17 protein-coding genes, 3 pseudogenes and 1 riboswitch are annotated in these 20,479 nt (G+C 72.7%); of the genes and pseudogenes, 13 read left to right on the top strand and 7 right to left on the bottom strand.

The annotated features are described in order from the left end of the window. Positions 1 to 169: 169 nt before the first annotated feature. Positions 170 to 403 carry a ferredoxin gene (locus ACFXG1_RS30375; protein WP_384713320.1) on the bottom strand — a complete coding sequence of 78 codons (234 nt, stop codon included), beginning with the start codon at positions 401 to 403 and terminating at the stop codon, positions 170 to 172. After that, positions 403 to 1,899 carry an aldehyde dehydrogenase gene (locus ACFXG1_RS30370; protein WP_384713322.1) on the bottom strand — a complete coding sequence of 499 codons (1,497 nt, stop codon included), beginning with the start codon at positions 1,897 to 1,899 and terminating at the stop codon, positions 403 to 405. The genes ACFXG1_RS30375 and ACFXG1_RS30370 overlap by 1 nt, the downstream gene beginning before the upstream one ends. A gap of 252 nt (positions 1,900 to 2,151) precedes the next feature. Here ACFXG1_RS30370 and ACFXG1_RS30365 point away from each other — a divergent pair, with 252 nt between their 5' ends. Continuing rightward, on the top strand, positions 2,152 to 2,733 hold the full coding sequence (locus tag ACFXG1_RS30365) for a histone deacetylase (protein ID WP_384713342.1): 582 nt from the start codon (positions 2,152 to 2,154) through the stop codon (positions 2,731 to 2,733). Between the two features lie 127 nt (positions 2,734 to 2,860). Further along, on the top strand, positions 2,861 to 3,904 hold the full coding sequence (locus ACFXG1_RS30360) for an MBL fold metallo-hydrolase (protein WP_384713325.1): 1,044 nt from the start codon (positions 2,861 to 2,863) through the stop codon (positions 3,902 to 3,904). Positions 3,905 to 4,021: 117 nt separating this feature from the next. Here ACFXG1_RS30360 and ACFXG1_RS30355 read toward each other — a convergent pair whose 3' ends face one another. From ACFXG1_RS30355 to ACFXG1_RS30345, 3 genes and pseudogenes are all read right to left on the bottom strand, one after another. Beyond that, positions 4,022 to 5,122, bottom strand: coding sequence for a hypothetical protein (locus ACFXG1_RS30355; RefSeq protein WP_384713328.1), 1,101 nt, complete (start codon positions 5,120 to 5,122; stop codon positions 4,022 to 4,024). 76 nt (positions 5,123 to 5,198) lie between these two features. Further along, positions 5,199 to 7,112: pseudogene (fxlM, locus tag ACFXG1_RS30350) on the bottom strand (methyltransferase, FxLD system); the annotation flags it as partial. A gap of 199 nt (positions 7,113 to 7,311) precedes the next feature. Then, positions 7,312 to 7,758, bottom strand: a complete 447-nt coding sequence (locus ACFXG1_RS30345) for an ATP-binding protein (RefSeq protein ID WP_384713331.1) — start codon at positions 7,756 to 7,758, stop codon at positions 7,312 to 7,314. A gap of 231 nt (positions 7,759 to 7,989) precedes the next feature. On the opposite strand from ACFXG1_RS30345, the gene ACFXG1_RS30340 reads away from it, so the two are divergent. The 9 genes and pseudogenes from ACFXG1_RS30340 to ACFXG1_RS30300 all read left to right on the top strand — a co-directional run bounded on the left by ACFXG1_RS30340 (position 7,990) and on the right by ACFXG1_RS30300 (position 16,582). Beyond that, the gene (locus ACFXG1_RS30340) at positions 7,990 to 9,273 is read left to right on the top strand and encodes an XRE family transcriptional regulator (protein WP_384713334.1); all 1,284 of its coding nucleotides are present in this window, start codon (positions 7,990 to 7,992) and stop codon (positions 9,271 to 9,273) included. Between the two features lie 19 nt (positions 9,274 to 9,292). Further along, a pseudogene (locus tag ACFXG1_RS30335) lies at positions 9,293 to 9,797 on the top strand (GNAT family N-acetyltransferase). A 53-nt stretch (positions 9,798 to 9,850) separates the two neighbouring features. Beyond that, entirely contained in the window at positions 9,851 to 9,997 is a 147-nt protein-coding gene (locus tag ACFXG1_RS30330) for a hypothetical protein (protein ID WP_384713337.1), read from the top strand. A 102-nt stretch (positions 9,998 to 10,099) separates the two neighbouring features. After that, positions 10,100 to 10,220, top strand: a riboswitch (cobalamin riboswitch). Between the two features lie 158 nt (positions 10,221 to 10,378). Further along, positions 10,379 to 11,647: a prenyltransferase/squalene oxidase repeat-containing protein gene (locus ACFXG1_RS30325; protein ID WP_384745426.1), complete on the top strand. Its 1,269-nt coding sequence runs from the start codon at positions 10,379 to 10,381 to the stop codon at positions 11,645 to 11,647. Beyond that, entirely contained in the window at positions 11,644 to 12,312 is a 669-nt protein-coding gene (locus tag ACFXG1_RS30320) for an SCO2322 family protein (protein ID WP_384745424.1), read from the top strand. Before ACFXG1_RS30325 ends, ACFXG1_RS30320 begins: the two co-directional genes overlap by 4 nt. Beyond that, positions 12,309 to 13,439: a CbiQ family ECF transporter T component gene (locus ACFXG1_RS30315; protein WP_384721700.1), complete on the top strand. Its 1,131-nt coding sequence runs from the start codon at positions 12,309 to 12,311 to the stop codon at positions 13,437 to 13,439. Before ACFXG1_RS30320 ends, ACFXG1_RS30315 begins: the two co-directional genes overlap by 4 nt. Beyond that, on the top strand, positions 13,436 to 15,046 hold the full coding sequence (locus tag ACFXG1_RS30310) for an ABC transporter ATP-binding protein (protein WP_384745422.1): 1,611 nt from the start codon (positions 13,436 to 13,438) through the stop codon (positions 15,044 to 15,046). The genes ACFXG1_RS30315 and ACFXG1_RS30310 overlap by 4 nt, the downstream gene beginning before the upstream one ends. Further along, positions 15,010 to 15,948, top strand: a complete 939-nt coding sequence (locus ACFXG1_RS30305) for an ECF transporter S component (RefSeq protein WP_384745420.1) — start codon at positions 15,010 to 15,012, stop codon at positions 15,946 to 15,948. The genes ACFXG1_RS30310 and ACFXG1_RS30305 overlap by 37 nt, the downstream gene beginning before the upstream one ends. A 193-nt stretch (positions 15,949 to 16,141) precedes the next feature. Next, complete coding sequence (locus tag ACFXG1_RS30300; protein WP_384718518.1) at positions 16,142 to 16,582, top strand: transglycosylase SLT domain-containing protein; 441 nt, start codon at positions 16,142 to 16,144, stop codon at positions 16,580 to 16,582. A gap of 124 nt (positions 16,583 to 16,706) precedes the next feature. Here the strand turns inward: ACFXG1_RS30300 and ACFXG1_RS30295 are convergent. Together ACFXG1_RS30295 and ACFXG1_RS30290 are read right to left on the bottom strand one after the other, a co-directional pair. Continuing rightward, positions 16,707 to 16,877 (bottom strand): annotated as a pseudogene (locus ACFXG1_RS30295) (SAM-dependent methyltransferase); the annotation flags it as partial. Positions 16,878 to 16,917: 40 nt separating this feature from the next. Next, the gene (locus ACFXG1_RS30290) at positions 16,918 to 18,087 is read right to left on the bottom strand and encodes a steroid 3-ketoacyl-CoA thiolase (RefSeq protein ID WP_384718520.1); all 1,170 of its coding nucleotides are present in this window, start codon (positions 18,085 to 18,087) and stop codon (positions 16,918 to 16,920) included. 254 nt (positions 18,088 to 18,341) lie between these two features. Between ACFXG1_RS30290 and ACFXG1_RS30285 the strand changes: the two genes are divergently transcribed. Both ACFXG1_RS30285 and ACFXG1_RS30280 read left to right on the top strand, forming a co-directional pair. Further along, the gene (locus ACFXG1_RS30285) at positions 18,342 to 19,589 is read left to right on the top strand and encodes a cytochrome P450 (protein WP_384718524.1); all 1,248 of its coding nucleotides are present in this window, start codon (positions 18,342 to 18,344) and stop codon (positions 19,587 to 19,589) included. A gap of 195 nt (positions 19,590 to 19,784) precedes the next feature. Beyond that, positions 19,785 to 20,387: a hypothetical protein gene (locus ACFXG1_RS30280; protein WP_384718522.1), complete on the top strand. Its 603-nt coding sequence runs from the start codon at positions 19,785 to 19,787 to the stop codon at positions 20,385 to 20,387. Positions 20,388 to 20,479: the final 92 nt, after the last annotated feature.

Raw genomic sequence — 20,479 nt, 5'->3', positions numbered from 1 at the left:
TTTTTGTTTACTCGCCCCCGCCCCGGGGCGCGGGGGGGGCCCCGGCCGCCGCCGGTCCCCCGGCGGCGGGGGGGCGGGGGGCGGCCCCGGGGGGCGGGGGCCCCACGCCTCCGCGCGCCGGGGCCACGCGCCGGGCCCCGGGCCCCGCGCTCCGCGCCCCGCCACACCGTCATTCCTCGGGCGGGAAGACCGGTTCACCGCTGCCCAGCAGGGTGATCACAATCGCCTCCACCGGGCAGGTCTCGGCCGCCGTGAGCAGCGGCTCGCCCGCGTCGGTCGCCGCGTCCACGGGGTGCGACTGCCGGGCCGAGTCCAGGGTGAAGGCGTCCGGAGCCGTTCCCACGCACATGCCGGAGCCGATGCAGACGCCCCGGTCGACCTCCACATGCCAGCGGTCGCCCATCACTCGCCCCCGGCCGCCGGGGGCGCGGGCGGGGGTTCGTAGCCGGCGGGCAGATGGATCATCTTGTGTTCCAGATACGCGCCGTACCCCTCGGGCCCGAACTCCCGCCCGATACCGGAGTTCTTGTAGCCGCCGAAGGGCCCGAACATATCGAGGCTGAAGGTGTTGACGCAGTACGTCCCGGTCCGGATCCGGCGCGCGAAGGCGAGGCCGCGCTCCGGGTCGGCGGTCCAGACGCTGCCGCTGAGCCCGTAGTCGGAGTCGTCGGCGATCCGCGCGGCCTCGTCCTCGTCGCCGTACGGCAGCAGACAGACCACAGGCCCGAAGATCTCCTCCCGGGCCACCGTCATGGAGTTGTCGACGTCGCCGAGGAGGGTCGGCTCCACATACCAGCCCCGGTCGAGCCCCTTGGGGCGGCCGCCGCCGGTGAGGACCCTGGCGCCCTGTTCCACACCGCTCGCGATGTAGTCGAGGGACCGGCGCCGCTGGCGTTCGGCGACCAGCGGGCCGACCTGGGTGGCGGGGTCGAACGGGTCGCCGACGGGCAGGGCGGCCGCGGCGGCGGTCAGCGCCTCGGCTATCTCGTCGTACCGGGAACGCGGCGCCAGGACCCGGGTCTGGGCCACACACGCCTGTCCGTTGTTCATCCAGGCCGTGGGGACGATCCCGGCGACGGCCTCGGCCGGGTCGGCGTCGGGCAGGATCACGGCGGCGGACTTGCCGCCGAGTTCGAGGGTGACGCGGGTCAGCCCGCGGGCCGCGACCTCCATGACCCGTTTGCCCGCGGCGACCGAGCCGGTGAACGACACCTTGTCCACGCCCGGGTGGCCGACCAGGTACTCCCCGGTCTCCCGCCCGGCGGGCAGGATCGACAGCACCCCTTCGGGCAGTCCGGCGTCGCGGGCGATCTCGGCGAGGAGATAGGCGTCGAGCGGGGTCTCGGGCGACGGTTTGAGCACCGCCGTACAGCCCGCGAGGAGCGCGGGGGCGAGTTTGGCGGCGGCGGTGAACTGGGGCACGTTCCACGGCACGATCGCCGCGACGACCCCGACGGGCTCGCGCCGGACGAGGATCGGGCCGAGCGCGCCCGCCCGGGGCTCCTCGTGGACGACGCCGCGCGCGACGGTGATCGCCGCGTCCCACACCATCATCGCGCCCAGGGCCTGGGCGAGCACGCTCCAGGCGTACGGGGAGCCGTTCTGCGCGCTGATGACCCGGGCCAGCTCCTCGTGGCGTACCGCGATCGCGTCCTTGATCCGGCCGACGACTTCGATCCGCTCCTCCAGGGCCATCCGAGGCCAGGGACCCTCGTCGAACGCCCGCCGGGCGGCGGCCACCGCCCGGTCGACATCGGCGGGCGAGGCGTGCGGGACGCGCCCGATCACCCGCTCGGTATGGGGCGAGACGACCTCGATGGTGCCGGCCCCGAGGGGGTCGGTGAACTCACCGCCGATGAACAGCTTTCCGTGTTCCGTGAACTCCGTGAGCCCGGTCATGGCCGCCGCCTCTCCTCGCGCCGGAGCACCCTCCACTGCATCTGACACTTCGTCAGAACTGATATCAGTTCCAGGAGGAGTAATCCAGACCCGGAACGGCGGTCCCGGCCGCGGGGGCCGCGCCGGAGCCCGTACGGTGTGCGCGTGAAAGGCAGCACCCCGGGCGCCCCGCGCCCCCTGCGGCCGGGGCCGCGTCCCGATACGGCGCAGGACCGTCCCGACCGGGTCTGGTACGCCTCGTACGGCTCCAATATGAGCCCCGAGCGGCTCGGTACGTATCTCCGCGGCGGCCGCCCGGCCGGGGCGGTGCGCGGCGTCCCCGGCTGCCGGGACCCGAGGCCGCCGGAGCGTACGGTCGCCGTCGAACTGCCGGGGCTGCTGTACTTCGCGACCCGGTCGCCGGTCTGGTCCGGCGGGCGGGCGTTCCACGACCCCGAGGCCCCGGGCACCACCTGGGCGCGGGCGCATCTGATCACGGCCGGGCAGTTCTCCGACATCGCGGCGCAGGAGATGTACCGCACGCCGGGACCCGCGACCGATCTCGACCTGACCGACGCCCTCACGCACGGCCGCGCGACGCTGGGACCCGGGCGGTACGAGACGCTGGTCAACCCCGGCTGGACGGAAGGGATCCCGGTCCTGACCTTCACCGCGCCCTGGCGGTACCACGACGTCGCCGGGGTCTCCCCGTCCGCCGGATACCTCCGCCATCTCGCCGTCGGGCTGCTGGCGGCCGAGGTCTGGGAGGCGACGGCGATCGCCCGCTATCTGGCGGCGGCGCCGGGGGCGGACGACTGGACGCCGGAGGACGTGGCCCGGCTGACGACCGGCTGAACCCGCCCCGTTCCGGCTGACGCCATGTCAACAACTTCGTATGATAAATAAGAAGTTGCCCACGTCAACGAATTCTCGTGTCCGCAGCGACGCGGACGGCGGAGCCGAGCAGAGCCGAGGAGCGTGTATGCCGCAGGTGATCGACCACGGCGGAGGCGTCTGGTCCGTCGAGGTGCCCATCCCCGACAACCCCCTCGGCCACACCCTGATCCATGTCGTCGCCACGGACCGCGGCCCGGTCCTCGTGGACACCGGCTGGGACGACCCCACCTCCTGGTCGGCCCTGGTCGCCGGGCTCGACGCCGTGGGCACCGGGATCCGCGACGTCCACGGGGTGGTCATCACCCATCACCACCCCGACCACCACGGGCTCTCCGGCCGGGTCCGCGAGGAGTCCGGGGCGTGGGTCGCGATGCACCCGGCGGACGCGGCCCTCGTCCGGCGCACCCGCGCGTCGGAGCCGTCGCGCTGGTACGACTACCTGGCCGGCCATCTCGCCCGGTGCGGGGCGCCCGACTCCCATACGGCGCCCCTGCTCGCCGCCAGCACCTCCGGCCGTACCTTCCCCGGCCTCGCCCCCGCCCTGCCGGACCGGGACATCGTCCCCGGCGAACTGCTGCCGCTTGCGGGCCGGCGCCTGCGGGCGATCTGGACCCCGGGACACACCCCCGGACACGTCTGCCTCCACCTGGAGGAGGACCACCCCGCCGGGCTCCCGGGCCGGGGCAGGCTGTTCTCCGGAGACCATCTGCTGCCCGGCATCACCCCGCACATAGGCCTGTACGAGGACCCCGACGCGCCCCCCGGCGACCCCGGCGAGTCGGAGGACCCCCTGGGCGACTACGCGGCCTCCCTCGAACGCGTCGGCCGCCTCTCCCCCGCCGAGGTCCTCCCCGCCCACCAGCACGCCTTCACCGACGCCGACGCCCGCGTCCGGCAACTCCTCGCCCACCACGAGGCCCGCCTCCACGACCTCCGCACCCTGCTCGCGGAACCCCTCACCCCCTGGCAGGCGGCCGAGCGCATGGAGTGGAACCGCCCCTGGGACGCGATCCCCCACACCTCCCGCACAATCGCCGTCTCAGAGGCGGAGGCCCACCTGCGCCGCCTGGTGAAACGGGGCCACGCGGAGGTCCTCCCGGGCACTCCGACGCGGTATTCGGCGGTCTGAGCGGGCGGCCACACCGCACCGGACACCGCGCAAGGAGGATCGTCGCACTGGGACGCAAACGGTACGTCTGGTGCCGATGAGCCGGTGGGTCCGGGTGACTCCGGCCGCCGACGCCGATCACCGGAGCACGAGGCTGTCCCGGATCACCTTGTCGCCGGCGCGTAAGGCCGCCGCCAGTTCGCCGTGCAGATGGTCCGGGAGGGCCCCGGCTCCCAGCGCACAGGCCCTGACCAGGGCGCGGCAGTCCTGCGCTTCCCGATCTGTGGCCAGGGCGAGGAAGAGTGGGTGGGCCAGGACCTCGCGGGCCGCGTAACCGTCCTCGGCTTCGACCGTCCTGCGGTGGAGGTCTTGCACTATGCGCTGCGCGGCGGGTTTTTCGGCGGGACCGACCGCGTCGAGAACGGTGAGGCCCAGCCGGATGTCGAAGACGGTCATCCCAGGTTCCGGCGACCGTTGAAGGTAGGCCGCGATCAGTTCTGCCAGGTGGCCGTCGACCGGCTGCTGGGCATCGCGGCGGCACAGGGCGGTCAGGCACGCCGTGACGAGTTGTTCCCAGGGGTCGCCGGGCGTCGTGTCGTGGAGGAGCGCCGTTGCCGATGCTGTGTCGCCGGAGACGAGGGCGGACAGTACGGCGACCTGGCGACCGTCGAGCATCCGCTTGCCGACGCCCCGGTGGGACTCGATGTGCGTCAGAGCCTCGGCCCAGCTGCCGGTGGTGGTGAGGGTGCGGGTGCCGTCGGCGAGGAGTACGCGCCAGAGCCACGCGCGGACCTCTTGGCGGTCGGCTTCGGTCGCCGTGAGATCCGCAGGTATCCCGACGCCGTCGAAGCGGGCAGGTGCGCCTGCTTCGACGGCTCCGTACAGGTCGAGCAGTCGCTGTCGTCCCTCGTCGGCGCGGCCGGCGCGGATCTGGAGGCGGGCGAGGTTGACAACGGGTTCGAGTCCTCGGATCGCGCTCGTCCCGGGCAGCGGACAGGCATGGAGGTACGCGGCGGCGTGCTGGTGGCACAGCTCGCGCGCCAGGTCGGGAAGGCCGAGGTCGGAGGCGATGAGCGCGGCCTGGTTGTAGACGGCCGATGCCAGGCCCTGGTCGGCCTTCCGTACCACGGTGTCGGCCAGATCGTCGAGCGCGCGGACGCGTTGGGGCAGGGGCAAGCAGGCGGGGCGGAATCGGGCGACGAGCGGGAAGCGCTGGGCGATGGGTCCGTGCGGGTCCATGAGTCCCCCGGGGCATGGTCGGTGACGGTGCCCGCCCGCCGTAGGCCGACGGGCACCGTCCTCTATCTGTCGGTTGTCACCGCCAGTCGACGACGATCCGGTTCAGCGGGGTGTCGAGGGCGAAGAGACCGGGACGCTGTTCGACGGGCGGGGCGTCGAGGGGCTGGATTTCGAAGGTGGCCTCCCGGCCGCGGTACTCCCGGTCCCAGGTGCGGACGGCGTCGGCGACGCGGGCGGCCAGCTCGTCGCTGCCGGGGCCGTGGCCGATGACACCGAACTCCCAGAGCTTGCCGCCCTCCGGGGTCCTCTTCTCCAGCAGCCGCCGGGCCAGGTAGGTGACGGCGCCCTTCTCGACGGCCGCAGTGGACGAGGGGTACGGGTCCTCCGCGAGCAGCCCGCCCTTGGCGCTCTGGGGGAAGAGCATCCGGATCAGTCCGGAGGGCAGGGAACAGGTGAGGAACAGCTCCATCCATTCCGGCGACTCCATGGCGCGGACCGTCATACCGGTCCACTCCTCGGTGCGCGGCTGCTCCAGCACACGGGCGAGGGCATCGGCGTCGATGTCCTGGCCGGCGGGGGCCTGGAGCCGGACGGTGCCGTCGGCGCTGAGCGGGACGACGCGGCGGTCGTCGTCGGCGATGCCCCGCCGGAGCGGCATGAAGGTGTTCATCTCACTGCCGAGGGATACCCACCGGCCGTCGCGCTGTTCGTACGCGATGGAGCGGGCGACGCTGCCCTTGAGGCGCTGGGGGACGAGGAGCCGTCCGCCGGGGGCGAGCTGGTCCAGCCAGGCGTGCGGCACACCGTGCGCGCCGACGGTGGCGATGATCCGGTCGTACGGTGCGCCTTCCGCGTATCCGAGGGCTCCGTCCCTGGTCACGGCCTCGACGTTGGTGATCCCGGCTGCGGTGAGGTGGGCGCGGGCACCCTCCACGAGGTCGTCGTCGACATCGAGGGTGGTGACGTGGCAGGCCTCGCCGACCAGGTGCGCGAGAAGTGCGGCGTTGTAGCCGCTTCCGGCGCCGAGTTCGAGGACGCGGTCGCCGGGACGGACGTCGAGCTGGTCCAGCATGAGGGCGACGACGCCCGGCTGGGAGGCGCAGGAGATGGAGGTGCCGTCGGTGTCGTACTTGATGTGTACCGGCGCGTTGGCGTAGGCGTCTTCGAGCGACGCGTCGGGCACGAACACATGGCGGGGGACGGCCCGCAGGGCGTTCTCGACGGCTGCGGTGCGGGCGTGGCCGTTCGCCCGGATCCGGTCGACCAGGGCGTTCCGGAGGCGCTCGGCCTCCGCCGAGTCGGTAGTGATTGTGTCGACGCTATCGATGTCCGTCGCTGCTCCGCTGGGCGCTGCGGTGTTGTCACTGGTTCCCATGACTGCCTCTCGTGCGATGTTGAACAGAGCGCTCTGATCGTCCCGAAGGAGACCGGCGCGGTTGGCATGGAAGATCACGTGGTGGGCGAGCACGACCCGCAGGCCACGGGTGAGACCACCGTGGTCGGCGAGATCGGCGAGCGTCGCCCCGGTCCGCTCGAAGGCGGTGACCCATTCGTCGTGCCTGTGGAACGGACCGCCCTGGTGGCAGAGGCTGCGGGCGTCGGCCGTCATCAGCTTCCGTACGGCGGGAGCAAGCTCGGCGGCGCGTTCGGTCGGCAGCGGATCGGTGGCCGGTCGAAGGGCGGCGACCTGTGACCAGACGTCCCCCTGTTCGAACCAGTCGAGCCCGGCGCCGCGCAGCATGGCGCTCACCAGTAGTACGGCGCTCTCCCGACGCCCCAGGTGCTTGAGGCCGGGCTGGTACGTCAGCAAGTGACGGGAGTCGCTGTGGAACAGTTCGTGGGCTGTGTCCATGGCCAACGGGCCGCCGAATGCGTCAATCTCAGGCTCGTACATACCTGGCAGCCATGAGACGACCGAGCCCCACGCCGCTTGAGTTGCTGCGGCATCGGGCAGTCCGGCGTCGAGATCGGGGCACGGAGATACCGCCAGGGACGTCTGGGTGACGGCGCGCACGAGCGCGGTTGTTCCGGCGTGGAACGCCACGGTCGTGGTAATCACCGACTACCTCCGTAGGGTGCGGGAACGGGCGGCTGGTGCCCCGCACGGAGGCGGCGGCACCAGCCGAACTGGCCGCAGGCAGGTCGGGCAACGTTGGTGGTGCTCTGCTTTGATGCGGCCGCCGGTTCGTTCATCCGTCGCAGGTGAGCTCAAGCTCGGCCCAGACCTCCTTGCCCCATGGGCACCTGTCCGAGCCGTACAGGTCATAGCCCCAGCAATCCGACACCGCATCGATGAGAAACAGGCCGCGGCCGGACTCGTCACCGTGGTCAGCGTGGCCGGCGGCAGGCAGACGCCCCGGTTCCCAGTCCACGACCCCGACCCGGACTCGCGACGCGCTCGGCCGTCCCACGGTCAGACGGATGTCCTGACACGAGGTGTGCTTCGACGCGTTCGCGATCAGCTCCGTGACGATCAGCACGGCACCGTCGGCGAGTTCATCCAGGCACCACGCACCGAGGACACGCTGAACGAGCTTGCGGCCGGTCTCAGCAGTGGACGGCCGGCACGGGATGGTCTGGCTGTAGGCGGGGCACCCGACACGGGCGGCATGAACAGGTGTGTTGAGACTCGTCATGGGGATGGAGCCTTCGGGTTGTCTCGGCGCCCGGTCCGCCCCTTGCGAGATGTGAGCGTGCGGACCGGGCCGTCAACAGCCGCCTCTGATGACGGGCGACCGACACCCAGACAACCCCGTTCTCAAATCGGCTGGTTAGGGCAATCGGGCCCCCGGTCAGCAGGAACAACTAGGGCGATTTACCCCAGCCTTTACCTGACGGATGAGTGACACGAGCGCTACCTTGCGTGGATGGAAGTCACGCGCAACACGGCTCTTGAGGCGTGGATGGCCGAGCAGGGCTATAGCTCCAACAGCCTTGCCGACGCTGTGAACAGGTCTTTAGAGCAGTTGACCGGGAAGGCCGGAGGGCTCGACGGATCATCGATCCGAGGCTGGAAGGCCGGCCGTGTGAAGTGGCCGAAGTCGGCCACCCGCAAGGCGCTTGAGGACATCGCCGGTCTGCCCGCCACCGCTTTAGGGTTCGTTCCACGGGGCAGGACCCCGTCGGCCCTGGTTCCACCGCAGCGGGAGGACCCTGACATGAAGCGCCGCACACTCGTCGGCGGGCTCGCGACGGCCGCCGTCGTCGCGGCGTCCCCCGGCACCGCGTCGCCACGCAGGATCGGCATGAGCGACGTCGACCGTCTCCAGAAGCGCTTCGCCGAGATCATCGCCAGCGACCACCGGCACGGCGGACAGCTCGGTATCGAACAGCGAGCCGCCGCCCTCGCCGACGAGGCACTGAACCTCCAAAACGCGGGAAGCGCCACCCAGCGCGTACGTAGCAGCCTCTACGCCTCCGCAGCAGCGTTCCGCTCCTCGGCGATGTGGGCTGCCATCGACGGCCGGCGCTACGACGTCGCGAAGTCACACATGCGAGAGGCCCAGGCCCTCGCCGAGATGTCCGGGGACCAGGCGATCAAGTTCCGCATCTGGAGCCATGCGGGCACCATGTACCGTCAAATGGGCCGCCCTGCCGACGCCCTCGCCGCGAACGATGTCGCCCGAAACCTGAACCTCACACGCCGTGATCCTCTGTTCGCCTGCCTGGGCCATGCCCGCCAGGCTGCGACCTACGGCGTCATCGGCGACACCAGCGCCGTGCGGCACGCCCTCGGCTGCGCCTGGGACGCATTCGAACGCGCCGATACTAGTCTCGCCCGACCGATGTGGATGACCGGAGTCCGCGACGGATCAGAGTTGGAGACGCTCGCTCTCGCAGCACACGTCCGCCTTGGAAACTTCGAGCAGGCCGAAACACACGCTCACCGGAGCCTGACCCTGCTCCGCCCTCAGATGCGGCGCGACCGGGCCATCAACACCGTCCGGCTTGCCGTCGCTCAACTCGGACAGGGCGATGTCGGACCAGCTATCGCCACGGCAATGAAGATCCCCACCGATATCGCATCCCGACATGCTCGCGTGTCGCACATGCTTCAGAGGTTCGGGGCTGCGCTGAACACCACTGCACCCGGCAGCACCACCGTCCAGACCTGGACCGAGCACACCGCCACCTGGAGGGCGGTTACATGACCACGTCGCTCCCAGCAAACTGCAGACGTTCGCCGCCTGCGGCGATCTCGTCGACACGTTACTCCGACGTACGCGCCCCGCTCCTCCACCTGCCGAACTACGCGGTCACGACCTTCGGCGAACGCCTGGACCGCCACGGCACCGATCCCGGCTTCGTCGCGGTCCTCGCGTACGCCGACGACGAGCCGGTCGGCTACGCCTACGGCAACACCATCGAACGCGGCGACCGCTACTGGCAGCGCACCACCCCGGAGCCGGCCGAGAAGTACACCGAGCGCCCGGCCCTGGCCCTGAAGGAGATCGGCGTCCGGCCCACCTGGCGCAAGACCGGTACGGCCCGCCGCATCCACGACACCCTCCTCGCCGCCCGCGATGAGCCGTACGTCACGCTCATGGTCAACCCGGCCGCCGGAGAAGGAAAGGTCCACGCGCTCTACAGATCGTGGGGGTACGTGGACATCGGGCAGAGCCAGCCGTCCCCGTCCTCGCCGATTCTTACCGTGATGACCCGGACAACCCACTGACCAGTGCCTACAGCGACCTGTCTCCTTGGAGCCGCGCCGCCCATCGCGACGCCATGGACCGGCTGAGCGAGCCGGTCGGGCGTCTCGAAGACGGGTACGGCGCCATGACGGACGACGAGCAGCAGGCGGCGCTGGACCGCATCGCCGCCGTCGACCCCTGGCACGACGAGCAGCGGTCGAGTTCGGGCACGGCCCCGTGAGCCGCTCCTGACCCACACCTCGATATCCCGGGCCGATAGCGGGCCACCGCCGTCGCCGCTCCGGAGCGTCGGTAGAGTAGGTGGGTCGTATCACGCCCGTACAGGGGGAAGCCGGTGCGAATCCGGCACTGACCCGCAGCCGTGAGCCGTCGGGGTGTCCCGTGGTCGCGCGACCGTCGCCGTACGGTTCCCGCCACCGGCCCGAGGTGGAGTCGGAATGCCCTGTACGCGGCCGTGACCGGCCACGCCACCGGCAGCCGCCGGTGATCGGCACCGTCGAGGTATACGGGGCCGGAGCCCTGGCGCGTCGTCTCCCGTACGCGCCCGTGCCCGGATCCCGGCAGCGTCCCGCAGAGGGCGCGGGAAGAGGCACAGCCCGTCATGACCACCGCCACCGCACGCCGTACCGCCGTACGCCGCGCCGCCGCCGTGCTCGCCGTCTCCGCCGTACTGGGGGCGGCCGCCGCACCTGTCGCGAGCGCCGCGACCACCCCGCCGCCGGCCACCCCTCTGCCCTCCGGTCTCTTCGGTACCACCGACCCCGCGTACGACGGAGTGTGGCGGCAGTCCCTGGCGCTTCTCGCGCAGGACACCGCCGGGCTGAAGCCCGCGGGCAAGGCCGTCGACTGGCTGACCGCGCAGCAGTGCGCGGACGGCGCGTTCCCCTCGTACCGCGCCGATGTCTCCGGCGCGTGCGCCGCGAAGCTGCCCCGCGACTCGAACGCGACCGCCGCCGCCGTGCAGGCGCTGACGGCGACCGGCGGCGCCGAGCCGAGCGTGACCAAGGCGGTCGGCTGGCTGAAGTCGGTGCAGAACGCCGACGGCGGCTGGAGCTACAACCCGGGCGGCGCGAGCGACGCCAACTCCACGGCCGTGGTGATCGGCGCGCTGGCCGCCGCCGGTGAGAAGCCGGAGGCCGTGACCTCCGCGAAGGGCGGCAAGTCGCCGTACGACGCGCTGCTGACGTTCGCCCGCCCGTGCGGCGGCAAGGACGGCGGCGCCTTCGTCTACCAGCCGGCGATGCCGGGCGCGGTCGCCGACTCGACCGCCGCCGCCGTGGTCGCCGCGCGGGGCGACGGCCTCGCGCCGAAGCCCGCCGCCGCCTCGGGGTCCGCCGCGAAGGGCGCGGCCTGCGACAAGGCCGCGAAGGACCTGGAGGGCGCGGCGGGCAACGGCGCCGCCTATCTGACGGCCGCGCTCGCGAAGACCGGTCATCTGCTGACGGCCCCGATGCCGGGCGCCGAGGACTCCGCGCCCAAGCCCGACTTCGGGAACACGGCGGACGCCGTGGTCGCCCTGGCCGTACAGGGCCGTACCGAGCAGGCGGGGAAGTCGCTGGCCTGGCTGGAGGGCAACGCCGCCGGCTGGGCGAAGCAGTCGGGACCGGCCGCGTACGCCCAGCTGATCTTCGCCGCGCGCGCGGCGGGCGGTGACCCGAAGGACTTCGGCGGTACGGACCTGGTGGCGGCGCTGACCGCGACCGGCCCGGCGCCGGAGAAGGCGGCGTCCGCCTCCGCTTCCGGTGACGAGAAGAAGAAGGACGAGAAGAAGGACGACGGCCCGAACATGTGGTGGATCATCGGCGCGTTCTTCGCGGCGAGCGCCGGTGCGGGCTTCCTGTTCAGCGGCCGCCGCAAGCCGCGCGCGTGACCCGCCCCGCGACCGCCCGCGCGACGCTGGTGGGGCTCGTGCTCGCCGTCGTCGCGGCCGGGGCCGGAGTCCTGGGCGCCGCGGCGCCCGCGCAGGCGGCCGGGTACCGGTACTGGTCGTACTGGCAGGCCGACGGCACGGCCTGGACGTACGCCACCGAGGGCCCGGCGACCGCCAGGCCCGCGGACGGCGCGGTCCACGGGTTCCGCTTCGCCGTCAGCGCCGACAGCTCCGACTCCTCGAAGCCCCGTACGGCGCCCGACTTCGACGCGATCTGCGCCGACACCGCGCCGAAGCCCGGCAGCAAGCGCGTCGCGCTCGTCGTCGACCCCGGTACGGCGGCCGACGCGCCCGCCGGGGAGCGCCCGCCGGCGCCGCGTACGGTCTGCGCGCGGGTGCCCGGGGACGCGACCGCCGCCGAGGCGCTCGCCCGGGTCGCCAAGCCGCTGCGGTACGACGGGAACGCGATGCTCTGCGCGATCTCCGGATACCCCGCGAAGGGCTGCGGCGAGCAGGTCGCCGCTTCCGGAGGCACACCCGCGCAGACGGCCGACGGAGGAAGTGACGGCGACGGCGGTCCTTCGATGGGCGTCGTCGCCGGGCTCGCGGTCCTCGCCGTCCTCGGCGCCGCCACCTACTGGCGGTCCCGCCGCCGGGCCCGATGAAGCCACGCCCCGCTCCCGCCCGCCCCTTGCTCCGGCGGCTGCGTGCCCCCGTCGCCGACCGGGCGAACGCCGTGCATCCCGGTGCCTGGTGGCTGTGGGCCCTCGGCCTCGCCGCCGCCGCGTCGCGGACGACGAACCCCTTGCTGCTCGGGCTGATCGTGGGCGTCGCGGGCTATGTCGTCGCCGCCCGCCGCACCGACGCGCCCTGGGCGCGGGCCTACATCGCCTTCGTCAAGCTGGGGCTGCTGGTCCTGGTGATCCGGGTGCTGTTCTCCGTCTTCCTCGGCGCGCCGATCCCCGGGACCCGGCTGCTCGTCACCCTTCCCGAGGTACCGCTGCCCGACTGGGCGAAGGGCATCCGGATCGGCGGCCGGGTCTACGCCGAGCAGGTCGTGCTCGCCGTCTACCAGGGCGCCAAGCTGGCCGCGCTGCTGATCTGCGTGGGCGCGGCGAACGCGCTCGCCAATCCGGCCAGGCTGCTGAAGTCGCTGCCGGGCGCGCTGTACGAGGCCGGGGTCGCCGTGGTCGTCGCGATGACCTTCGCGCCGAACCTGGTCGCGGACGTGGCCCGGCTGCGGACGGCCCGCAGGCTGCGCGGCCGCTCCACCGGCGGGCCCCGGGCGATGGCGCGGATCGGGCTGCCGGTCCTGGAGGGCGCGCTGGAGCGGTCGGTCGCGGTCGCCGCTTCGATGGACGCACGCGGCTACGGCAGGACCGCCGAGGTCCCGCCCGCGGTCCGGCACACCACGACGGCGCTGACGCTGGGCGGGCTGCTCGGTGTGTGCGCGGGGACGTACGCGCTGCTGGCGGCCGAGGGCGCGGGTTACGGGCTGCCGCTGCTGGTCGCGGGGCTCGCGGCGGCCGTCGGGGGGCTGCGGCTCGGCGGGCGGCGTACGGTCAGGACCCGCTACCGGCCCGACCGGTTCGGCGCGCGTTCCTGGCTGATCGCCGGTTCGGGCGCGGCGGTGGCCGGGCTGATGGTGTGGGCGGTGTCGTACGCGCCGACGGCGCTGGAGCCCGGAGTCGTACCGCTGACCGCGCCGACCCTGCCGCTGTGGCCCGCCGTCTCCGTCCTGATCGGGCTGCTGCCCGCGTTCGTCGCCCCCATCCCCGAGGAGTCGTCGTGATCCGGTTCGAGAATGTGTCGGTGACGTACGAGGGTACGGAAGCGCCCGCGGTCGACGGTGTCGAGCTGACCGTCCCCGAGGGGGAGCTGGTGCTGCTCGTCGGCCCGTCCGGGGTCGGCAAGTCGACTCTGCTGGGCACGGTGTCCGGGCTGGTCCCGCATTTCACCGGCGGCACGCTGCGCGGCCGGGTCACGGTCGACGGCCGGGACACCCGGACGCACCGGCCCCGGGAGCTGGCCGATGTGGTGGGGACCGTGGGCCAGGACCCGTCGGCGCACTTCGTCACGGACATCGTCGAGGACGAGCTGGCGTACGGGATGGAATCGCTGGGCACGCCCCCGGACGTGATGCGCCGCCGGGTGGAGGAGACCCTCGATCTGCTGGGCCTGACCGAGCTGCGGGAACGGCCGATCGCGACCCTGTCGGGCGGGCAGCGGCAGCGGGTGGCGATCGGGTCGGTCCTGACGGCGCACCCGAAGGTGCTGGTACTCGACGAACCGACGTCGGCGCTCGACCCGGCCGCCGCCGAGGAGGTGCTGGCCGTGCTCCAGCGCCTGGTCCACGATCTGGGGACGACGGTCCTGCTGGCCGAGCACCGACTGGAGCGGGTGGTGCACTACGCCGACCAGGTCGTGCTGCTGCCGGGTCCCGGGCGGACGCCGGTGATCGGCGCGCCCGGGGAGATCATGGCCGTCTCCCCCGTCGTTCCGCCGGTGGTGGCGCTCGGGCGACTGGCCGGCTGGGATCCGCTGCCGCTGTCGGTACGCGACGCCCGCCGCCGGGCGGCCGGGCTGCGGGAGCGGCTGGGTGAACCGGCCAAGGTCTCCGAGGCCCCCGGCTCGGGCTCGGGCGATGGCGATCCCGTCGCGGAACTGTCCCGGGTCGGGGTCAGACATGGCCGGGTCACGGCGCTGCGGACCGTCGATCTGACGGTACGCGCCGGGGAGACCATCGCCCTGATGGGGCGGAACGGTGCCGGGAAGTCCACCCTCCTGTCGGCCTTGGTCGGCCTGGTGGAACCGGTGTCGGGCGCGGTGTCCGTGGGCGGGCTCGTACCGCACAGAACCCGGCCGCAGGAGCTGATCCGGCGGGTCGGCCTCGTCCCGCAGGAGCCGAGGGACCTGCTGTACGCGGACACCGTCGCCGCCGAGTGCGCGGCGGCGGACGCCGACGCGGGCGCGGCCCCCGGGAGCTGCCGCGACCTGGTGGCGGAGCTGCTGCCGGGGGTCGCCGACGGGACGCATCCGCGGGATCTGTCGGAGGGGCAGCGGCTGGCCCTGGCGCTGGCGGTCGTGCTGACCTCCCGGCCCCCGCTGCTGCTGCTCGACGAGCCGACCCGGGGTCTGGACTACGCGGCGAAGGCGCGGCTGGTGACGGTGTTGAAAGACCTGGCGGCGCGGGGGCACGCGATCGTCCTGGCGACGCACGATGTGGAGCTGGCGGCCGAGCTGGCGCGGCGGGTGGTGATCCTGGCGGACGGCGAGATCGTCGCCGACGGGCCGATGGCGGAGGTCGTCGTGGGCTCCCCGGCGTTCGCGCCGCAGGTGGCGAAGGTGCTGGCACCCCGGCGATGGCTGACCGTCGGCCAGGTGGAGGCGGCGCTGTGACCGGCACATCATCCGCGCGGCCCACGCACCTGGAGCGGGCCGCGCGGCCCGTGCGTCTCGGGCCCCGTTCCATCGCGGCCCTAGTGCTGATCAGCGCGATCGGGGTGGCGTTCTTCGGCTGGCCGCTGCTCGCGGACGAGGGCTCCGGGGTGGTGGCGCACGCGGCGGACGCGCCGTGGCTGTTCGCGCTGCTGCTGCCGCTGCTGGTGGCCGTGGTGGTGGCGACGATCGCGGACACCGGGATGGGGGCGAAGGCGGTCGCCATGCTGGGGGTACTGGCCGCCGTGGGGGCGGCGATGCGGCCCCTGGGCGCCGGGACGGCCGGCCTGGAGCCGATGTTCTTCCTGATGGTGCTGGCGGGCCGGATCCTGGGGCCGGGCTTCGGCTTCGTCCTGGGCTCGGTGACGATGTTCGCGTCGGCGCTGCTCACGGGCGGGGTGGGGCCGTGGATGCCGTTCCAGATGCTGGCGATGGGCTGGTTCACGATGGGTGCCGGGCTGCTGCCGGGCGCCGAGCGGCTGCGGGGGCGGGCGGAGGCTTGGATGCTGGCCGCGTACGGGGCCTTCGCCGCGTTCGCGTACGGCACGGTGATGAACCTCCAGGGCTGGACGATCATCCCGGGCATGGCGACGGGGATCTCGTTCCAGCCGGGTGATCCGCTCGGGGACAACCTGGTCCGCTTCTTCGCCTATGTGGCGGCGACGTCCCTGGGCTGGGACCTGGGCCGGGCGGTGCTGACGGTGGTCCTGACGCTGACGGCGGGCCCGGCGGTGCTGAAGCTGCTGCGGCGGGCGACCCGGCGGGCCGCGTTCGAGGCGCGGGTCACATTCGAGGCCCCCGGGGAGGGGCCGCCGGGTGAGCCGCCCCACAGCCCGCCGAGGGCCTACGAGCCGGCTTCGTAGCGGTACGGGCGGTCGCCGGGGGTGCCGACCGGCGGGGATCACGGGGTGTGGCGCCCCGGGTGCGACGCCGCCTCGTAGCGGGGCTCTTTGCGGACGGCCCGGGGCGGCTGCTCAACTGTTCCGGTCGCCGGACGCCGAGGCGTTCCCCGCCCCGCCCGCCGACGCTCCCCCGTCCCCGACGTCAGGATCCCCTGTGCCCCGCTCCGTCGCCGCCGTCCTCCGTCACCGGCCCCGTACCGCGTTCATCGGCGCGGCCGTCGTCGCGTCCTCCGCTGCGATGGTCATGGGCCTGGCCCCCGGCACCGCGTCCGCCGCTCCCACCGCCGCCCCGGCCGCCGCGGAGGCCGCGTCCGCCAAGGCGATCGCCCAGAAGGTGATCGGTAACGACGCGCAGTTCCAGTGCTTCAGCCAGATCGTAACAAAGGAGAGCGGCTGGGACGTCCAGGCGTCGAACCCGTCCAGCGGCGCCTACGGCCTGGTGCAGGCGCTTCCGGCGACGAAGATGGCCACGGCAGGTTCGGACTGGAAGACGAACCCGGAGACCCAGATCGAGTGGGGTCTGAACTACATGGAGGAGCGCTACGGCAGCCCGTGCGCCGCGTGGACCAAGTGGCAGACCCAGGGCTGGTACTGATCTCCATCCCTTGATTTCGAAGGACCCCGTACGGCGGATCTGCCGTACGGGGTCCTTCGCGTCGTACGGGGTCCTTCGCGTCGCACCCCGGAGCCGCCTCGGGGCCGCGCCGGGGCCGGGGCCGCTACCCCGTGAGCCGCATCAGCAGCCGGCCGTGCCGGAACCGCTCGTTCTCGTACGGCTCGCGGAGCATCCGGCCGATCTCGGCGAACCCGGCGTCCCCGGCGAGCCGGGCGAGCTCGTCGACCGGCCACCGATAGGCCGGGGCCACCTTGTGGTCGAAGGTGGGCGGGGGTGTCCGATGGCATGGGGCCGCACCCTACCGCCCCGGCCCCCTACATCCGCTGGAGGATGGTGGCCGTCGCCAGTGCCCCGCCCGCGCACATCGTGACCAGGGCGATCTCCTTGTCCTGGCGTTCCAGTTCATGGAGGGCCGTGGTGATCAGCCGGGCGCCGGTGGCTCCCACGGGGTGGCCCAGGGCGATCGCGCCGCCGTTGACGTTGACCTTCTCCAGGTCCTGGCCGAAGACCTGGGCCCAGCTCAGGACCACCGACGCGAACGCCTCGTTGACCTCGACCAGGTCGATGTCCTTCAGGGTGAGGCCCGATTTGCCGAGGACGGCCCGGGTCGCGTCGACCGGCCCGTCGAGATGGAACTTGGGGTCGGCGCCGACCAGCGCCTGGGCCAGGATCCGCGCCCGGGGCCTCAGCTTCAGCGCGCGGGCCATCCGCTTGGACGCCCAGAGGATCGCCGCCGCGCCGTCGGAGATCTGGGAGGCCGTGCCCGCGGTGTGGAGGGCGGTCGGCAGGACCGGCTTCAGCCGGGCGAGCGCCTCCATGCTGGTGTCGCGCAGCCCCTCGTCGCGGTCGACGAGCCGCCACATCCCCTGGCCCGCGGCCTGCTCGTCCTCCGTGGTCGGTACCTGGACCGCGTACGTCTCGCGCTTGAACCGCTCCTCGGCCCAGGCGGTCGCCGCCCGTTCCTGGGAGAGCAGGCCGAGGGAGTCCACCCGTTCCCGGGTCAGCCCCCGGTGGCGGGCGATCCGCTCCGCCGCCTCGAACTGGTTGGGGAGGTCCACGTTCCACTCGTCGGGGAAGGGTTTGCCCGGCCCGTGTTTGGAGCCGCTGCCCAGCGGCACCCGGGACATGGCCTCCACACCGCAGCTGATCCCGACGTCGATCACCCCGGCCGAGATCATGTTGGCCACCATGTGGGACGCCTGCTGCGACGAGCCGCACTGGCAGTCGACGGTCGTCGCGGCGGTCTCGTACGGCAGCCCGACCGCGAGCCACGCGTTGCGCGCGGGGTTCATCGACTGCTCGCCCGCGTGGGTGACCGTACCGCCGACGATCTGTTCGACGCAGTCGGGCTGGAGGCCGGTCCTGCCGAGGAGTTCGCGGTAGGTCTCGCCCAGCAGATAGGCGGGGTGCAGATTGGCGAGGGCGCCCCCGCGCCTGCCGACGGGGGTGCGGACGGCTTCGACGATGACGGGTTCGGCGGCCATGGCTCGTCCTCTCCTTGGGCTGCGCGGGCGTCCCGGCACTCCGCGCCAGAACTAGTACGCGTTCTAGTTCTTTCGCCAGTCTTATGAGAGTTACCCCGGGTACGCAAGGGTCTTGCACGCCCTTGCTGCACCGCCGCTGAACAATTGTTCACGTCATGGCCCTTGCTACTTCTAGAACTCGTTACTAACTTTCCGGCCGACTTCTGATGGGTCGTCAGAGACCGTCGAGAACCGGAGAGTCGCCGATGCCGCCCGTGCCGTGTCCCCATCTGCCCGAGGGGTTCGACCTCACCGACCCCGACCTGCTGAGCGACCGGGTACCGCACCCCGAGTTCGCCCTGATGAGAAGGGTGGAGCCGGTGTCGTGGTGCGCGCAGCGCCACGGCGTCTCCGGCTTCGACGACGACGGCTACTGGGCGGTGACCAGCCACGCGGACGTCAAGTACGTCTCCACACACCCCGAGTTGTTCTCGTCCTGGACCAATACCGCGATCATCCGGTTCAACGAGTCCATCCAGCGCGACCAGATCGACGTCCAGCGGCTGATCATGCTCAATATGGACCCGCCCGAGCACACCCGGGTCCGGCAGATCGTCCAGCGGGGCTTCACACCCCGCGCCGTCGGGTCGCTCCGCGCGGCGCTCCAGGAGCGGGCGCTGGCGATCGTCGCCGAGGCCGTGGCGCTCTCCCGGGACGGCGGCACCTTCGACTTCGTCTCGAACATCGCCGTCGAGCTGCCCCTCCAGGCCATCGCCGAGCTGATCGGCGTCCCCCAGGAGGAGCGGGCGAAGATCTTCGACTGGTCGAACACGATGGCCTCGTACGACGATCCGGAGTTCGCGATCACCGAGGAGGCGGGCGTCGAGGCGTCGATGGAGTTCCTGTCGTACGCGATGAACCTCGCCGCCGCCCGCAAGGAGTGCCCGGCCGACGACATCGTCACCCGGCTGGTCGCGGCCGGGGACGCGGGCAATCTCTCCACCGACGAGTTCGGGTTCTTCGTCATCCTGCTGGCGGTCGCGGGCAACGAGACCACCCGCAACGCCATCACTCACGGGATGCACGCCTTCCTCACCCATCCCGAGCAGTGGGAGCGGTACAAGCGCGACCGCCCGGCGACCGCGGCCGAGGAGATCGTCCGCTGGGCCACGCCCGTGGTGTCGTTCCAGCGGACCGCGACCCAGGACACCGAGCTGGGCGGGCAGCGGATACGGAAGGGCGACCGGGTCGGCCTGTTCTACTCGTCCGCCAACAACGACCCGGAGGTCTTCGACGACCCCGGGGCCTTCGACATCACCCGCGACCCCAACCCCCATCTGGGGTTCGGCGGCGGAGGGCCCCACTTCTGCCTCGGCAAATCACTCGCCGTGATGGAGATCGACCTGATCTTCAACGCGATCGCCGACGCCCTGCCGGACCTCCGGCTCGCCGGTGAGCCGCGCCGCCTCCGCTCGGCCTGGCTCAACGGGGTGAAGGAGCTGCGGGTCACCAGGGGGGCGTAAGGCCCGCCCCGATCCCGGATCCCGCATCCCGGGTCCCGCATCCCCAAACCCGGGTTTCATCCCAACTCCCCCTATCACCGGGCCCGTTGTCCGGATTCCCCGGTACCGTACGGGCCACACGCCACGACCTCCCGGCCCTGCCCGGCCCCGCGCCGGACGCCGGGAGGAGTGCGCCGGGAAGGGAACGGAGACCTCATGGAATCGGATCGCGCGCGGTACGGCCGGTTACGCGTCGGCACCGGGACGGGCGCGGGCACGGGCCCAGCCGCCGCCACGGGCACGAGCAGTGCCGCCGGGCGGTCGCGGGGTCGCCTCCCGCTCGCCGGGACGGCGGCCGTGGGAGCTCTGCTGCTCGCCGCCGCGAGCGGTTGCGCGGGTTCGGCGGCCGTCGGCACCACGGCGGAGCCGGACCGGCGGGCGGCGCCCCGCGCGGCCGCCGCGGCGGAACAGCGGCCCGCGCCCCTGATGGTGACCCGCCCGGCCGGCGACCCCGGCGCCCTCTACGCCGCCCTCGTGGGGACGCTCGTGGTCACCCCGGAGCGCTGTGTCGCCGTTCAGACGGAGCCCCCCGGACAAGGGAAGAAGCGCATCGCCCCGACGCCGATCGCCTGGGCCCACGGCTGGACCACGCGCTGGGAGAACGGCAAGGCGGCCGTGTACGACGCCGATGGCAAGCGCTTCGCCCTGGAGGGCCAACGGGTCAGCCTCGGCGGCGGCGGAACCCTCCAGTACGCCGACCACCCCTGCGTCACCGAGTCGGCCTTCGCCGCGAACGCGGCCCAGGCCGGGGGCGCGTAACCCCGGGCTTCACCCGGCACGAAGGGCGGCGGGGCGGGGCGGGGGACGCACCCCCCGCCCCCCCCCCAGAAAACCCCAGCGCCGCCCCCCCC

Source organism: Streptomyces sp. NPDC059248, from assembly GCF_042753905.1.
Taxonomy (GTDB): Bacteria; Actinomycetota; Actinomycetes; order Streptomycetales; family Streptomycetaceae; genus Streptomyces.
Note: the sequence above shows the minus strand (reverse complement) of the source record. Positions and strands in the feature narration are given on the sequence as shown.

Excerpts from the sequence above, each read along its gene's own strand:
- ACFXG1_RS30375 (WP_384713320.1), bottom strand. The coding sequence starts at position 403 with ATGGGCGACCGCTGGCATGTGGAGGTCGACCGGGGCGTCTGCATCGGC.
- ACFXG1_RS30370 (WP_384713322.1), bottom strand. The coding sequence starts at position 1,899 with ATGACCGGGCTCACGGAGTTCACGGAACACGGAAAGCTGTTCATCGGC.
- ACFXG1_RS30365 (WP_384713342.1), top strand. The coding sequence starts at position 2,152 with ATGAGCCCCGAGCGGCTCGGTACGTATCTCCGCGGCGGCCGCCCGGCC.
- ACFXG1_RS30360 (WP_384713325.1), top strand. The coding sequence starts at position 2,861 with ATGCCGCAGGTGATCGACCACGGCGGAGGCGTCTGGTCCGTCGAGGTG.
- ACFXG1_RS30355 (WP_384713328.1), bottom strand. The coding sequence starts at position 5,122 with ATGGACCCGCACGGACCCATCGCCCAGCGCTTCCCGCTCGTCGCCCGA.
- ACFXG1_RS30345 (WP_384713331.1), bottom strand. The coding sequence starts at position 7,758 with ATGACGAGTCTCAACACACCTGTTCATGCCGCCCGTGTCGGGTGCCCC.
- ACFXG1_RS30340 (WP_384713334.1), top strand. The coding sequence starts at position 7,990 with ATGGAAGTCACGCGCAACACGGCTCTTGAGGCGTGGATGGCCGAGCAG.
- ACFXG1_RS30330 (WP_384713337.1), top strand. The coding sequence starts at position 9,851 with ATGGACCGGCTGAGCGAGCCGGTCGGGCGTCTCGAAGACGGGTACGGC.
- ACFXG1_RS30325 (WP_384745426.1), top strand. The coding sequence starts at position 10,379 with ATGACCACCGCCACCGCACGCCGTACCGCCGTACGCCGCGCCGCCGCC.
- ACFXG1_RS30315 (WP_384721700.1), top strand. The coding sequence starts at position 12,309 with ATGAAGCCACGCCCCGCTCCCGCCCGCCCCTTGCTCCGGCGGCTGCGT.
- ACFXG1_RS30305 (WP_384745420.1), top strand. The coding sequence starts at position 15,010 with ATGGCTGACCGTCGGCCAGGTGGAGGCGGCGCTGTGACCGGCACATCA.
- ACFXG1_RS30290 (WP_384718520.1), bottom strand. The coding sequence starts at position 18,087 with ATGGCCGCCGAACCCGTCATCGTCGAAGCCGTCCGCACCCCCGTCGGC.
- ACFXG1_RS30280 (WP_384718522.1), top strand. The coding sequence starts at position 19,785 with ATGGAATCGGATCGCGCGCGGTACGGCCGGTTACGCGTCGGCACCGGG.